General features: G+C 73.3%; 13 protein-coding genes. 7 read left to right on the top strand and 6 right to left on the bottom strand.

The features are described 5' to 3' along the window. Positions 1–55: 55 nt before the first annotated feature. The 4 genes from ACZ60J_RS17140 to ACZ60J_RS17155 form a co-directional block, all read right to left on the bottom strand. Positions 56–925 (bottom strand): 1,4-dihydroxy-6-naphthoate synthase, encoded by an 870-nt coding sequence (locus ACZ60J_RS17140; protein ID WP_469682668.1) that lies wholly within the window; start codon positions 923–925, stop codon positions 56–58. Continuing rightward, positions 922–1,680, bottom strand: coding sequence for a futalosine hydrolase (locus ACZ60J_RS17145; protein ID WP_469682670.1), 759 nt, complete (start codon positions 1,678–1,680; stop codon positions 922–924). Before ACZ60J_RS17145 ends, ACZ60J_RS17140 begins: the two co-directional genes overlap by 4 nt. A 13-nt stretch (positions 1,681–1,693) precedes the next feature. Continuing rightward, the gene (locus ACZ60J_RS17150) at positions 1,694–2,179 is read right to left on the bottom strand and encodes a DUF2771 domain-containing protein (protein ID WP_250747456.1); all 486 of its coding nucleotides are present in this window, start codon (positions 2,177–2,179) and stop codon (positions 1,694–1,696) included. A 131-nt stretch (positions 2,180–2,310) separates the two neighbouring features. After that, the gene (locus ACZ60J_RS17155; RefSeq protein ID WP_469682672.1) at positions 2,311–3,693 is read right to left on the bottom strand and encodes an MFS transporter; all 1,383 of its coding nucleotides are present in this window, start codon (positions 3,691–3,693) and stop codon (positions 2,311–2,313) included. A 371-nt stretch (positions 3,694–4,064) separates the two neighbouring features. Here ACZ60J_RS17155 and ACZ60J_RS17160 point away from each other — a divergent pair, with 371 nt between their 5' ends. The 5 genes from ACZ60J_RS17160 to ACZ60J_RS17180 all read left to right on the top strand — a co-directional run bounded on the left by ACZ60J_RS17160 (position 4,065) and on the right by ACZ60J_RS17180 (position 10,156). Then, positions 4,065–4,973, top strand: coding sequence for a DUF3027 domain-containing protein (locus ACZ60J_RS17160; protein WP_469682673.1), 909 nt, complete (start codon positions 4,065–4,067; stop codon positions 4,971–4,973). Between the two features lie 224 nt (positions 4,974–5,197). Next, complete coding sequence (locus tag ACZ60J_RS17165) at positions 5,198–6,946, top strand: ABC transporter permease (protein WP_469682675.1); 1,749 nt, start codon at positions 5,198–5,200, stop codon at positions 6,944–6,946. A gap of 61 nt (positions 6,947–7,007) precedes the next feature. Then, positions 7,008–8,318 carry an ABC transporter ATP-binding protein gene (locus ACZ60J_RS17170; protein WP_469682676.1) on the top strand — a complete coding sequence of 437 codons (1,311 nt, stop codon included), beginning with the start codon at positions 7,008–7,010 and terminating at the stop codon, positions 8,316–8,318. Positions 8,319–8,335: 17 nt separating this feature from the next. Further along, positions 8,336–8,554, top strand: a complete 219-nt coding sequence (locus ACZ60J_RS17175; protein WP_266878693.1) for a hypothetical protein — start codon at positions 8,336–8,338, stop codon at positions 8,552–8,554. Positions 8,555–8,683: 129 nt separating this feature from the next. Further along, positions 8,684–10,156, top strand: coding sequence for an SPFH domain-containing protein (locus ACZ60J_RS17180; RefSeq protein WP_469682678.1), 1,473 nt, complete (start codon positions 8,684–8,686; stop codon positions 10,154–10,156). A 447-nt stretch (positions 10,157–10,603) separates the two neighbouring features. On the opposite strand, the gene ACZ60J_RS17185 is transcribed toward ACZ60J_RS17180, so the two are convergent. Next, complete coding sequence (locus ACZ60J_RS17185; RefSeq protein WP_469682679.1) at positions 10,604–11,605, bottom strand: WD40 repeat domain-containing protein; 1,002 nt, start codon at positions 11,603–11,605, stop codon at positions 10,604–10,606. Positions 11,606–11,681: 76 nt separating this feature from the next. Here ACZ60J_RS17185 and ACZ60J_RS17190 point away from each other — a divergent pair, with 76 nt between their 5' ends. Beyond that, positions 11,682–12,374, top strand: a complete 693-nt coding sequence (locus tag ACZ60J_RS17190) for a GDSL-type esterase/lipase family protein (RefSeq protein WP_469683255.1) — start codon at positions 11,682–11,684, stop codon at positions 12,372–12,374. Between the two features lie 59 nt (positions 12,375–12,433). Then, positions 12,434–13,423, top strand: coding sequence for an aldo/keto reductase (locus ACZ60J_RS17195; RefSeq protein ID WP_469682680.1), 990 nt, complete (start codon positions 12,434–12,436; stop codon positions 13,421–13,423). 115 nt (positions 13,424–13,538) lie between these two features. Here the strand turns inward: ACZ60J_RS17195 and thpR are convergent, their stop codons facing one another. Then, a complete protein-coding gene (gene thpR / locus ACZ60J_RS17200) occupies positions 13,539–14,129 on the bottom strand; it encodes an RNA 2',3'-cyclic phosphodiesterase (protein WP_469682682.1) in 591 nt (196 codons plus the stop codon). Between the last annotated feature and the right edge of the window lie 30 nt (positions 14,130–14,159).

The raw sequence follows: 14,159 nt of genomic DNA on the forward strand, positions 1-14,159 counted from the left end.
CCCCGCGCAGGACCGTGCCCCGCCGCCCGTCAGGGCCGCGGGGCACGTTCGTGTCCTACGGGAAGGCCAGCGCGTCGGCTGCGATGGCCGGAACCAGACCCTCCGCGGCCGCCCGGGTCAGCAGCCCGCGCACCGCCGCGTAGCCGGCTTCGCCGAGGTCGGCGGTGAACTCGTTGACGTACAGCCCGATGTGCTGGTCGGCGACGTCCGGGTCCAGCTCCTGCGCGTGCGCCCGTACGTACGGCCGGGACGCCTCCGGGTCGGCCCAGGCCATCCGGACCGACGTGCGGGCGGCCCCGGCGAGCGCGCGCAGCGCGTCCGCGCCCAGGGAGCGCTTGGCGATGATCGCGCCGAGCGGGATCGGCAGGCCGGTGGTGGACTCCCAGTGCTCGCCCATGTCGGCCAGGCAGTGCAGTCCGTAGTCCCGGTAGGTGAAGCGGGCCTCGTGGATGACCAGTCCGGCGTCCACGCGGCCGTCGCGCACGGCGGGCATGATCTCGTGGAAGGGGAGGACGACCACCTTGCCGACGCCTTCGGGCAGCACGTCGGCGGCCCACAGCCGGAACAGCAGGTAGGCGGTGGAGCGTTCGCTCGGGACCGCGACCGTCTTGCCGGTCAGGTCCAGGCCCGGCTCCCGCGTCAGGACCAGGGGGCCGCAGCCGCGGCCCAGCGCACCGCCGCAGGGCAGCAGCGCGTACTCCTCCAGCACCCACGGCAGGACGGCGTAGGAGACCTTCAGCACGTCGAGCTCGCCGCGTTCGGCCATGCCGTTGGTGAGGTCGATGTCGGCGAAGGTGACGTCGAGGGCGGGCGCGCCCTCGACCCGGCCGTGGGCCCAGGCGTCGAAGACGAAGGTGTCGTTCGGGCAGGGCGAGTACGCGATCCGCACGGGCGGTGCGGCGTTCGTTCCGGTCGTGAAGGTCATGAAGGTCCTCCCCAGGAAGCGAGTACGGGTCCCAGTGCCCGGAAGCCGTCGGCCAGCGCCGTCAGCGCCTCGCCGATCCGCCAGGCGTCGCGGTCCCGCGGGCCCACGGCGTTGGAGACGGCACGGACCTCCAGCACGGGAAGCCCGTGGGCGGCGGCGGCCTCCGCGACCCCGAAGCCCTCCATGGCCTCGGCCCCGGCGAGCGGGTGCCGGGCGGCGAGGGCGGTCGTACGGGCGGCGGTGCCGGTGACGGTGGAGACGGTCAGCACGGGCGCGAGCAGCGCACCGGTCGCCTCGGCGGCGCGCGCGGCGAGTTCTGCGGGAGGCAGGTGCACGCTGCGGCCGAAGCCGAGTTCGGTGACGGTCAGGAACCCCTGCGGGGTTTCGGCGCCCAGATCGGCGGCGACGATCGCGTCGGCGACGACGAGGGAGCCGATCGGGGCGGCGGGCGCGAACCCGCCGCCGATGCCGGCGGAGACGACGAGGCCGTAGCCGTCCGGGGCTGCCGCGAGCGCCAGGGCGGTCGCGGTACCGGCGGCCGCGGCGGCCGGGCCGACACCGGCGACCAGCACGTCGAGGGCTCCCCGGCGGTGGATGAGGTAACCGCCGGGGAGGGTGCGCGGCTCGGGAGAGTGGTCGGGACCGGGGGCGGGGTCCGGGCCGGGGGTGTGGTCCGGATGAGGGACCGGACCGGACAGGCCTCGGACGACGGAGTCGGCCTCCGCCGTCACCGCGGTCACGATGAGCGCGCGCATGGTGGGTACGTGACTACTTGAGCTTGACGTTGAAGGCCCAGACGGCGATGGGCTTGCCGTCCTCGGACACCTGGACGATGTTCAGCTTCTTGGAGGCCGGGGCCTCGCCCTGGCCGCCGGTGGCGAACAGGTCGGCGCCGGGGAAGCTGCGGTAGGTGTTCGAGGAGGGCTCGGTGATGGGCTGCCCGTCGAGGACCGCCTGCCACTTCTTGCCGTCCTCGACGACGTCCGGCTCGACACCGAGGCGCAGCGTGTCGCCGCGGCCGTAGTCGATGTTCTTGGCGTGCTTGAGGTCGGCGAAGCACTCCTGGACCTTGTCGGCCGTGAGCTCCTTGGCGTCGCTGCAGGCGGCTTCGGTGGACACCGACGAGGTGCCGACCGTCACGGTCGCCAGCGGCGTCGGCTTGTCACAGGCGGAGAGGAGGAGGAGGCCGGCGGAAACGGCTCCGAGGGCCGCGACGCTGCGGCGGGCCCTACCCGAGAAAAGCGGTGCGGTCATGAGCCGAAGGCTATCGGGCGGGTGGCGTGCCTTGCTGCACGGGGTCCCGTGGTGCGGCGCCGTGGCGGCGGCACCCCTGTACGTGACCCCGGGCGTGAACTCCGCACGTGAACGCCCCGCAGGGCTGCGGGCTACGCCACCCGGGGGCGCGAGGGCGTCGTGTGCTGGTGGCGCGGGGAGGTGAGGAAGCCGCGCAGGGCCATCACCGTGCCGAGGGCGACCACCACCGCGGCCACGGACATGCCGAGGACGCCGTTGAGCGGGAGCGCGATGCCGATCGCTCCGCCCAGGACCCAGGCCACCTGGAGCGCGGTCTCCGATCGGGCGAAGGCCGACGTACGGACGGCCTCGGGCACGTCGCGCTGGATCATCGCGTCCAGCGAGAGCTTCGCGAGGGCCTGGCAGAAGCCGGCCGTCGCGCCCAGGACGGCCATGAACACCCCGCTGAAGAAGACCGCCGCGAGGACGGCCACCGCGAGGGTCAGGGAGAGCACGGCGGCGATGATCGCCTCGGGCGCGCGGGCCCGGAGCCAGGCCCCGACGGCGGTTCCGCAGGCGTTGCCGACGCCCGCCGCGACCCCGACGATGCCCAGCGACACCGCCGCGCTCTGCCCGGCGAGCGGGTGCTCGCGCAGCAGGAACGCCAGGAAGAAGATCAGGAACCCGGACAGGCCGCGCATCGACGCGTTCGCCAGCAGCCCGCACAGCACCGGCCGGCTGACCGTCCGCAGCCCCGGGCGTTTGGAGTGCGGCTCGTGGGTGGAGAGCCGGGCCCGGCGCTCGCCCTTCGCCTCGTCGACCTTGTGCGGCAGCGTGAACGCCGCGAAGGTGCCCCAGATGAAGATCGCGCACGCCCCGTAGAGCGGCCACGGCGGGCCGATCGTGTGCAGGGCGGCGCCCACGGGCGCGGCGGCGCCGGTGGCCAGCAGACCGGCCAGGGTGACCCGTGAGTTCGCCTTGACCAGGGAGAACCCCGGTGGGAGGAGGCGCGGGACCACCGCGCTGCGGACCACCCCGTAGGCCTTGGAGGCGACGAGGACGCCGAGGGCGGCGGGGTACAGCTCCAGGCCGCCCGTGGCCACCGCGCCCGACATCATCACGGCCAGCAGGGCCCGGGTGAGCATCGCGCCGGCCATCGCGGCCCGCCGCCCGTGCGGCAGCCGGTCCAGCAGGGGGCCGATCACCGGGGCCAGCAGGGTGAAGGGGGCCATCGTGATGGCGAGGTACAGGGCCACTCGGCCGCGTGCCTCGTCCGTGGGGACGGAGAAGAAGACGGTGGAGGCGAGCGCAACTGTGATCATCACATCACCGGCGCCGTTGATCGCGTGCAGCTCGATCAGCTTGCCGAGACCCGATTCGCCCGCCCCGTGCGCGTGCGTGGCCCGCCGGATTCCGCGCGCCGTACCGGTGAAGGGCAGGTGCAGGGCACGCCCGATGGCCCGGCCGGCCCGCCTGGCCGGTCCCGAGCCGTCATCGGACGACCGTACGGGTGCCACGTGGCCATACTGCCCCACTCGGCCCCCGGGGACCCTTCCCGGCGCGTCGCGGGGACCCGGCCGGGCCTCGGCTCGGGCCCGACCGGGCCCCGACCGGGCCGCAGGTTGGCCGCGGGTGTCCGCGAATCGGACCTTGCATGTGGGCCGAAGGCGCCGGAGGAGGTAGCGTGCGTAGCGCGCCACCGGCGGTTGCTCCTGGCCGTGCGCCTCTTCGCGATCCCGCAGAATGGGTCGCAGGGAGAGCGCGCCCTGGAACCCGATCGGGCGCGGACGTCGACGCGGCCCCCTGGTCCGCTCCGCCCGCGCTACGTAGGGACAGCCGACGGGTCGTTGTGGACGACAAGTACGGACGGCGCACTCGTGAGACGGCGTAGGAGAGAACGAGACCTGTGAGTGCTGCGACGACGCGAAGCCGTACCCCCGACCGCCTGTGCGTCGAGGCGGTGGACCTCGCCCGAGCGGCGGCCGAAGAAGCCGCCTACCCCGGAGTGGTGGGCGAACACACCGCCGCCCTCGCGGAAGGTGACCGGGTCGTCACGCACCTCTTCGAGTGCAAGGACCCCGGCTACCGCGGCTGGCGCTGGGCCGTGACGGTGACACGTGCCTCCCGCGCGAAGAACGTCACCCTCGACGAAACGGTGCTCCTCCCGGGCGAGGACGCGCTGCTCGCGCCCGAGTGGGTGCCGTGGAGCGAGCGGCTGCGGCCGGGCGACATGGGTCCGGGCGACCTGCTCCCCACGGACGCCGAGGACCTGCGCCTGGAGGCCGGCTGGTCGGGCGAGGACGCCCCGCCGCCGAACTCGGTGGTCTCCACCGAGATGGCCGATCTGGTCGAGGCGGAGGACGCCGACGTCACCGACCGCACGGTGGTCCCCGCCCGTGGCTCCATCACCTCCGTCGCGGAGGAACTGGGCATGCGCCGGGCGCGCGTGCTCTCCCGCTACGGACTGCACAGCGCGGCCGACCGCTGGGACGAGTCCTTCGGCGCGAAGACCCCGATGGCGCAGGCGGCCCCCGCCTCGTGCCTCTCCTGCGGCTTCCTCGTCGCGATCGGCGGCTCGCTGGGCCAGGCCTTCGGCATCTGCGCGAACGAGTTCGGACCGGCCGACGGCCGCCTGGTCTCCCTGTCCTACGGCTGCGGCGGCCACTCGGAAGCCGCGGTCATGCCGAAGCCGCCGCGGCCGGCGCCGCCCGTCCTGGACTCGATGGCCGCGGACGAGTTCCCCCTCCGCCCGGCCGCCGACACCGGTTCGGTCCCGGCGACGGACGAGCTGGCCTCGGACCTCGGCCACTCCTGACCCGTCCGGCCACTCCTGCCCCGTCCGGCCACTCCTGCCCCGCCCGGCCGTCCTGACCCGTCCGGCCCCGCCCGCGCCGCGGGCCGGGGGTCCGGGGCGGAGACCCCCGGAACGGGCGAAGGGCCCGGTCGCGGCGCCCGCGCGGCCGGGGGCCCGGTCCCGGTCCTCGCCCGGTTGGGTGGCCCGGAGGGCGACGGGCCGTCAGGCGTGATCCGCTGGGCGGGATGAAGACCTCCACGCGCCCCGAGACCCACACCGGACAGGCAGCGCCCACCCGCACCCGCCTGTCCTGGGTCGACTTCGCCGTGGCGGCGGCCTTCCTCGTGCTCGGGTACGCGATCCTCCAGGTCGGCAAGGGCACCACGGTCAACTTCGACCCCGCCGACGTCCCCGACGTGGACACGGACCCGGCGAAGCTCCCGTACTACGCCGCCCGCAGCGTCCTGCGGATGTTCATCGCGCTGTTCGCCTCCGTGGTCTTCACCTTCGGCTACGCCTACGCCGCCGCCCGCAGCCGCCGCCTGGAACGGGTGCTCATCCCGGCCCTGGACATCCTCCAGTCCGTCCCCGTCCTCGGCTTCCTCTCGGTCCTCGTCACCTTCTTCGTCGCCCTGTTCCCCGGCTCGCTCCTCGGCCTCGAATGCGCCGTGATCTTCGCCATCTTCACCTCGCAGGCCTGGAACATGACCTTCGGGTTCTACGCCACCCTGACCTCCCTCCCCCGCGAACTCGACGAGGTGTCCCGCTCGTTCGGCTTCACCCGCTGGATGCGCTTCTGGCGCGTGGAGGTCCCCGCCGGGGTCATCGACCTGGTGTGGAACGGCATGATGAGCTTCGCCGGCGGCTGGTTCATGCTCGTGGCCTCCGAGGCGGTCTCCGTCTCCGGGCAGGAGTACGCCGTCCCCGGCCTCGGCTCGTACGCGGGCACCGCGATCGGCGAGGGGGACCTCGGGAAGATCGCCTGGGTCATCCTCGCGATGACCGTCACCATCGTCACCGTCAACTTCTTCTTCTGGCGGCCCCTCACGGCCTGGGCGGAGAAGTACAAGAACGAGCAGTCGGAGTCCACCGACGTCCAGCGCAGCTTCGTACTGGACTTCCTGCGCCGCTCCCACTGGCCCCGCATGCTCGGCCGCGCCACCGCCCCCGCCCGCGAGGCCACCGGCCGGGCCGCCCGCGTACTGGGCCGCGACGACCGGGCGCTGTCGGTGGATCCGGCCCGCCGCCGGACCGGCGACGTGGTCTTCGCCGTCGTCGCCGGAGCCGTCATCCTGTGGGGCCTGTACGACCTGGTGCGCTACCTCCAGCGCGAAGCCGAAGCCGGCCTCGGGGTGTTCGGGGAACCGCTGCTGCTCGGGCTGATCACCTTCCTGCGGGTGATCGTGCTCGTCGCCGCCGCCACCGTCGTGTGGGTGCCCGTGGGCGTGTGGATCGGCTCCTCGCCCCGGCTCACGAAGATCGCCCAGCCCGTGGTGCAGGTGCTGGCGAGCTTCCCCGCGAACCTGCTCTTCCCGGTGGCCGTCTGGTTCTTCCTCAAGACCGGGCTGAACATCAACATCGGCTGCATCCTGCTGATGGCCCTGGGCGCGCAGTGGTACATCCTCTTCAACGCCATCGCCGGAGCCATGGCCATCCCCTCGGACCTCAAAGAGGCCATGGACGACCTCGGCGTCCGCGGGCTCCAGCGCTGGAAGCGCCTGATCGTCCCGGCCGTGTTCCCCTCGTACGTCACCGGCGGCATCACCGCCTCGGGCGGCGCCTGGAACGCCTCCATCGTCGGCGAGGTCGTCACCTTCGCCGGGACGACGCTGTCCGCGACCGGTCTCGGCGCGTACATCTTCCACGCCACCGAGGACGGGGACTTCCCCAAGCTGATCGCCGGGATCGCCGTCATGAGCCTGTACGTCGTCGGCCTCAACCGGCTGTTCTGGCGGCCCCTGTACCGGCTCGCGGAGCGCCGCTACTCCATCTGAACCCCGCCCGCCGGCCGGCCCGCCGGCCCACTCGCCCGCCCGACCGAGGAGCCCGCCCCGCATGACCACGATCCTCCAGGCCGCCGCCCTCACCAAGTCCTACGCCGGCGCCGACGGGGAACTGCCCGTGCTCGGCGGCATCGACCTGGAGATCCGCGAGGGCGAGATCGTCGCCCTCCTCGGGAAGTCCGGCAGCGGCAAGTCCACCCTGCTGCGCTGCCTCGCCGGGCTGATCCCCGCCAGCTCCGGCTCGGTCACCTACCGGGGCGAGGAGCTGCGCGGGGCGAACCCCGGCACGGCGATGGTGTTCCAGACCTTCGCGCTGCTGCCCTGGCTGACGGTGCAGCAGAACGTGGAACTGGGCCTGGAGGCCAAGGGCATGGACCGCGAGTCGCGGGCCCGCCAGGCGGTGGAGGCCATCGACCTGATCGGCCTGGACGGCTTCGAGTCGGCCTACCCCAAGGAGCTCAGCGGCGGGATGCGCCAGCGCGTCGGCTTCGCCCGGGCCCTGGTCGTGGAACCCGACGTGCTGATGATGGACGAGCCGTTCTCCGCCCTGGACGTGCTCACCGCCGAGAACCTGCGCGGTGAGCTGATGGAGCTGTGGGCCTCCGACCGCTTCCCCGCCAAGGCGGTGGTGCTGGTCACGCACAACATCGAGGAGGCCGTGCTGATGGCCGACCGGGTGGTGGTGCTGGGCTCGCGGCCCTACGGAACCATCAAGGAGACCTTCGCGGTGGACCTGGCCCGCCCCCGGGACCGGGGGAGCGCCGAGTTCGAGCGGATCGTGGACGCCGTGTACGCGGTGATGACCGGCCGCACCGCCCAGGCCGCCGCCAGCACGCCCACGGCCCCGCCGGCCAAGCGCACCCCGGCCAACACCCCGCTCCCGGCGGCCAGCGTCGACGGGATGGCCGGCCTCGCCGAGATCGTGCTCCAGCGCGGCACCGGCGACGGCAGCGTGGACATCGCGGACCTCGCCGAGGAACTGGGCCTGGAGGTGGACGACGTACTGCCCCAGGTGGACGGGCTGGAACTGCTGGGCCTGGCCGAGGTACGGGACCTGCACCTGGTGCTGACCGCCCGCGGCAGCGCCTTCGCGGGGGCCGACGTACAGGAGTCGAAGGAACTGTTCGCGCAGGGGGCCATGGAGGTCCCGCTCGTCCACCTGATCCACACCACCCTGCAACGCTCGCGGGGCGGCACCCAGCGGGCCGGGTTCTTCCGCGACCTGCTCTCGCACCACTACACGAGCGAGCAGCTGGAGCAGCAGCTGGAGACGGCCACGGACTGGGGCCGCTACGGGGAGCTGTACGGCTACCACGCGGACGGCGAGGAATACCGGCTCGACGAGGACCCCGCGCGCGGTTAGCCCCGTACGCTCGGAGCATGGGGGAATCGGACATGGTGGGACTGGACGGCCGGGTCACCGGGACGGTCGGTCCGGGGCTGGTCGGCGAGGTCATCGTGCGGATCCGGGGCGGAGCCGAGCACTTCCTCGCGCACCCGGCGCCGGGGACGGGCCGGCTGGCGGTCGGGACGGTGGTCACGGTGGTCGAGTACCTGCCGCCGCGGACGGTCTACGTGATGGCCGCGTACGGGGACTGACGGGCTGGTCGCGGCGGACCGTATCAAGATGGCGACAAGAATCGGCCGCCGTCTTCACGCCGCCCTGACGCGGGCGCACACTCGCCTTCTTCGGTGGCGAACGCCACTGCGTACGAGGGGGAGTTGCCGATGTCTGTCGGCGTACTGGCAGGGATTGTCGTAGGCGCGATCGCGGCCGCGATCGGCCTGTTCAAGCTCATGTGGCGGGTGGCCGAGCCCAACGAGGCGCTGGTCATCTCCGGCTCCGCGCACAAGACCGAGGGCATCGCGGAGGGCATGGGGTTCCGCATCGTCACCGGACGGGGAACGCTGGTGCTGCCCGGCGTGCAGGCCGTGCGCAAGCTGTCGCTGGACCTCAACGAAACCCAGCTGAACGTGGACTGCGTGACCCACCAGGGCATCCCGCTGCGGGTCAAGGGCGTGGTCATCTTCAAGATCGGCGACGACTTCGTGTCCATCGCCAACGCGGCCCGCCGCTTCCTGGACCAGCAGAAGATGATGCCCGAGCGGGTGCACATCGTCTTCGCGGGCCATCTGCGCTCGATCGTGGGCGGGTTGACGGTCGAGGACATGATCCGCGACCGGGAGAAGCTGACCGGGCAGACCCGGGCGGCGTGCGGGACCGAGATGGAGAAGCTCGGCCTGATCGTCGACTCGCTGCAGATCCACGAGATCGAGGACCCGACCGGCTACATCAAGAACCTGGCGATGCCGCACGCGGCGGCCGTGCAGCGGGACGCGCGGATCGCCCAGGCGGACGCCAACCTGCGGGCCACCGAGGCCGAACAGGCCGCCTTCGCGCGGATGTCGGAGGCCACCCGGGACAGCGAGATCCTCCAGGCCGGCTACCAGGCCGAGCGGGACAAGGCGGCCGCGACGGCCCGCCAGGCGGGGCCGCTGTCGGAGGCGGCGGCGCGCCAGGAGGTCGTGGTCCAGGAGACCCGGGTGGCGGAGCTGGAGGCGCACCGGCGCGAGCAGCAGCTCCAGGCGGACGTCCGCAAGCCGGCGGACGCGGCGGCGTACGAGACCCGGACCCGGGCCGAGGCGGAGCGCGACGCGCGCATCTCGGCGGCGCAGGCCAAGGCGAAGGAGACGGAGCTGGCGGCCGCGGCCGAGGCGACCCGGGTGACGACGGCGGCCGCGGCCGACGCGAAGGCCACGGAGGCCCGGGGGCTGGCCGCGGCGACGGCCACCCGCGCGACGGGCGAGGCGGAGGCGGCGGCGACCCAGGCCAAGGGCCTCGCGGAGGCGGCCTCGGCCCAGGCGAACGGGCTGGCGCTGGCGGAGGCCGCCAAGGCGAAGGGCCTCGCGGAGGCGACGGCCATCAAGGCGCGGGCCGCCGCGCTGGCGGAGAACCAGGAGGCGGTGGTCGCGCAGCAGCTCGCCGAGAACTGGCCGGCGATCGTGGAGGCGGGAGCGGGCGCCTTCGGCAACGTCGAGCACATGATCCTCCTGAACGGGGCGGAGGGCATGTCGGAGATGTTCGCGAAGGCCCTGACGATGGGCGGCACGGGCCTGGGCCTGGCCCGCCAACTCCTCGCGACGATGTCCCAGCCGGCCCCGCCCACGGAAACCCAGGAGATCCCGATCCAGGGCGCGTAAGGGGTCCCTGGCGGGGTGGGGCTGGGCCTGCTGCGGGTGGGGCGGGGCCGGGGGTGGGGTGGGGTGTTGGTCTGGACTCATGATTTAGGCGCCCTGACATCGGCTTCGACAGGGAGACGGCCTGTTCTCGCGCCACAAATCACGTTTTACGTCCAGACCAACACCCCACCCCACCCCCGTCCCCACCCCGGCACCCCGATCGACTCTGACCGGCCACATGTCCAGCCCCGGCCGGGGTGTGTTCCTTTTAGCCGTCCGGCGTTTGAGGACCGGGGTCTGGGGCGGAGCCCCAGGGGTCCGGGCGCAGCCCGGGGCCCCCTTTCAGCCCCGCCGGCGTTTGAGGCGCGGGTCCGGGCCGGCCCGGGGAACGGTGGAAGGGTGGGTAGGGGACTTCGCCCCGCAGGGCCCGCCGCCCCCGCTGCGGGGGCCGGACCCAGGCCCGGAGGGTCAGGGCTTCGGGCGGCGGCGGAGGAGGCGCTTCGCGGCCAGGGTGAGGGCGAGGGCCGCGACGAGGACGAGCGCGCCCTTCGTGAAGCTGCCGGAGGCGGGTTGGCCGGGTTCCCCGGGCGCGCCCGGGGCCGGCGCGGCGGAGCCGGAGGGCGGGGGCGAGGGCTTCGCGGTCGCCGGCGCCACCGGGACGGCGACGACCCGGCTGTTCACCCCCTCCGCGCCGAACAGCAGCGTCGACCCGTCCGCCGAGTACGTGACCGACTCCGCCTGCCCCTGCCAGGGCGCGGCCACCGCCTCCCCGTCCCCGGCCGGGCGGCCGTCCTTCCACGGGTACGCCTTCGCCCACAGGTATCCGCGGAGTACGAGCCGACCCCCGTCCGGGGAGAACGCCCCGTCCGTGACCCACGGGACGTCCCCGATGCGGCGGAAGGTGTTGGTGCCGGAGACGGACAGGGTCTGCGGGCCCTCGTAGAGGCCTCCGGCCTTCTCGTCCTTGCTGGCGATGTACACCCGGCCCGTCACCGGGTGGACCATCAGCGCCTCCGCGTTCCGCGGCCCGTCGGCGTACTTCACGGTGAACTGCTCGGCCTTGAGGGTGGTGTCCGCGAGGGTCTTCGGCTCGGCGAAGCGGTAGATCCACACGTGGTTCCAGGTGCCGCCGCGGTTGTCGCCGATGTCGCCGACGTAGAGGTTGCCGTCCGGGCCGAGGGAGATGCCTTCGACGTCCCGGGGGGTGCCGATGCCCGTCAGGGTGATCCGCGCGACCGTCTTCCCGGTCGCGGAGTCCACGGCGTAGACGTACGGGCCGTCGTCGCTGTCGTTGTGCGTCCAGTAGACGCCAGGGTGGATCCGGCTGGCCGCGAGCCCGCTCGACTCCTTGATCCGCGGGTCGGTGATCGTGAACCCGGACGCGCCGGGCCCGGACGCGGCGGCGACCGAGGGCAGCAGGGCGAGAGCAACAGCGGCGGCGGCGGTCAGGGGCAGCAGGTGCGGGCGCATCCCCCTAGCCTGCCAGCCGGGCCCGCGTGTCCGGCATCACAGGAGCCGCGCCCCCTTGATCCGCGAAGATGACCGGATGCGTTTCATGTTCGTCGGGGACTCCATGACCATCGGGCGCGCCGGCGACTACACCTGGCGCTACCGGATGTGGCAGCACCTCGACACCACCTTCGGCGGCCCGTACGAGATCGTCGGCCCCCGCAGCGGTCTCTACGACGCCGTCGCGGACGCGCCGGCCAGCGACGCGTACGCCGACCCCGGCTTCCCCGCCGATGCCCGCCGCCACCTGGCCGGCTGGGGCGAGGGCTGGCAGCACATGGCCCCGCTCATCGGGCCGGCCGCGGGCGCCGCCGGGGCCGACGTGCTGCTGGTCTCCCTCGGCCTGATCGACCTGGGCTTCTACACCGCCGCCGAGGGCACGGCCGCCAACGTCCGCCGCTTCATCACGGAGGCCCGCGCCGCCCGGCCCGGGATCCGCATGGTCCTGCTGCCCGTCATACCCAACGTCCGGGCCCGGGACGACGCGCCCTTCGCGCGGCAGGTCGAGCTCTTCAACGAGCTCCTCGCCAAGGCCGTGGCCGACCTGTCGACCCCCGCCTCGCCGATCCTGCTGGCCGCGCGCCCGGAGGCGTACGAGATCGACCGGGACACCTACGACGGCACGCACCCCAACGCCTCCGGAGAGCACCGCCTCGCGGGGGAGTTCGCGGCGGTCCTCCACCAGGCCTGGGGCCTCGGCGGCCCGTACCGCCCGCGGCAGGACACGTAACACGTCCTTCACGGGCGGGTCTTGCTTCGAGCGCACTCCAGGCAGTTGGCTAGTGGCCCATGGAGTACACGCAGCTCGGACGCACCGGTCTCAAGGTCAGCCGACTTGTCCTCGGCACCATGAACTTCGGCCCCCAGACGGGAGAGCCGGAGAGCCACGCCCTCATGGACACGGCCCTCGACGCCGGCATCAACTACTTCGACACGGCCAACGTGTACGGGTGGGGCGAGAACAAGGGACGTACCGAGGAGATCATCGGTACCTGGTTCAGCCAGGGCGGTGGCCGTCGGGAGAAGACGGTCCTCGCCACCAAGGTCTACGGGAACATGGCCGCCGAGGGCGACCCGTGGCCCAACTACGACCGCCTGTCGGCGCTGAACATCCGGCGGGCCGTCGACGCCAGCCTCAAGCGCCTGAACACCGACTACATCGACATCTACCAGTTCCACCACGTGGACCGGCTGACGCCCTTCGAGGAGATCTGGCAGGCCGTCGAGGTCCTGATCCAGCAGGGCAAGGTCCTCTACGCCGGCTCCTCGAACTTCCCCGGCTGGAAGATCGCCCAGGCCAACGAGGCCGCGGCGCGCTCGGGGCGGCTCGGCCTGGTGAGCGAGCAGTGCCTCTACAACCTCGCCGAGCGGCGGGCGGAGCTGGAGATCATCCCGGCGGCCGAGGCGTACGGGCTCGGCGTCATCCCGTGGTCCCCGCTGCACGGCGGGCTGCTGGGCGGGGCGATCCGCAAGGCCTCGGAGTCGGGTCGCTCGGCGAGCGGACGCTCGGCGGACGCGCTCGCGAACAGTTCCGTACGGGCGCAGGTGCAGGCGTACGAGGACCTGCTGGACAAGCACGGACTGGAGCCCGGCGAGGTCGCGCTGGCCTGGCTGCTGACGCGTCCCGGGGTCACGGGTCCGATCGTCGGTCCGCGTACGCCGGAGCAGCTCGCGTCCGCGCTGCGGGCGGTGGAGCTGGAACTGTCGCCGGAGGTGCTGGCGGGACTGGACGAGGTCTTCCCGGGGCCGGGTGCGGCGCCGGAGGCGTTCGCCTGGTAGGTGTCGCGGGTCGGTCCTACTGGCCGACCGCGGCGGCCACCGCCACCACGACGAACATCAGTACGAGCACACCGGCCATGACGCGGTTTCTGGTCTTGGGATCCACCCGTCGAGCCTAACGCGACCGGGCCCGCCCTTCGTACGGAGGGGCGGGCTCTCCCAGTTCCCAGGAGCCGACGACCTCGTAGCGGGGCTGTTCGCCGGGGACGCCGGAGACGGGCAGGTTGCTGCGGACCAGGCTGAGCTCGCCGACCTGCCAGCCGGTGCCCTCGAAGGGGGCCAGGGCCGTGCAGTAGGGCCGGAGGTCGCCCTGCTCGTCGCGGAGCCGCCCGAGGGTGAGGTGGGGGGTGTAGCGGCGGTGCTGGTCCATGGGCACCCCGGAGCGGCGGGCGGCGGCGTCGGCGCGCTCGGCGAGCATGCGCAGGGCGTCGAGGTCCCCGGCGGCGCCGGCCCACAGGGAGCGGTGGCCGAAGTGCCCGGAGCCGTGGATCCGGAGCGGGAAGGGGGCGCTGCGGGCCGCGGCGCGGGCGAGGCGGGCGTGCAGTTCGGGGAGGACCTCGTCGTGGACCTCGCCCATGAAGGCGAGCGTGAAGTGCCAGCCGGCTTCCGCGGTCCAGCGCAGCCGGTCGTCGCGCAGGCCGTGTACGGCCCCGGCGAGTTCCGCGCGGCCCGCCTCGGGCGGGATGACGGCTGCGAACAGTCTCATGGGCCGAGCGTAGGCCTGCGGGGGTGCCCG

This window comes from Streptomyces sp. NPDC104226, from assembly GCF_055584085.1.

Bases quoted from the DNA above. Each gene is read 5' to 3' on its own strand.
- ACZ60J_RS17140 (WP_469682668.1), bottom strand. From the start codon at position 925: ATGACCTTCACGACCGGAACGAACGCCGCACCGCCCGTGCGGATCGCG.
- ACZ60J_RS17170 (WP_469682676.1), top strand. From the start codon at position 7,008: ATGACCACGATCCTCCAGGCCGCCGCCCTCACCAAGTCCTACGCCGGC.
- ACZ60J_RS17195 (WP_469682680.1), top strand. From the start codon at position 12,434: ATGGAGTACACGCAGCTCGGACGCACCGGTCTCAAGGTCAGCCGACTT.
- ACZ60J_RS17190 (WP_469683255.1), top strand. From the start codon at position 11,682: ATGCGTTTCATGTTCGTCGGGGACTCCATGACCATCGGGCGCGCCGGC.
- ACZ60J_RS17185 (WP_469682679.1), bottom strand. From the start codon at position 11,605: ATGCGCCCGCACCTGCTGCCCCTGACCGCCGCCGCCGCTGTTGCTCTC.
- thpR (WP_469682682.1), bottom strand. From the start codon at position 14,129: ATGAGACTGTTCGCAGCCGTCATCCCGCCCGAGGCGGGCCGCGCGGAA.
- ACZ60J_RS17180 (WP_469682678.1), top strand. From the start codon at position 8,684: ATGTCTGTCGGCGTACTGGCAGGGATTGTCGTAGGCGCGATCGCGGCC.
- ACZ60J_RS17145 (WP_469682670.1), bottom strand. From the start codon at position 1,680: ATGCGCGCGCTCATCGTGACCGCGGTGACGGCGGAGGCCGACTCCGTC.
- ACZ60J_RS17175 (WP_266878693.1), top strand. From the start codon at position 8,336: ATGGGGGAATCGGACATGGTGGGACTGGACGGCCGGGTCACCGGGACG.
- ACZ60J_RS17165 (WP_469682675.1), top strand. From the start codon at position 5,198: ATGAAGACCTCCACGCGCCCCGAGACCCACACCGGACAGGCAGCGCCC.
- ACZ60J_RS17150 (WP_250747456.1), bottom strand. From the start codon at position 2,179: ATGACCGCACCGCTTTTCTCGGGTAGGGCCCGCCGCAGCGTCGCGGCC.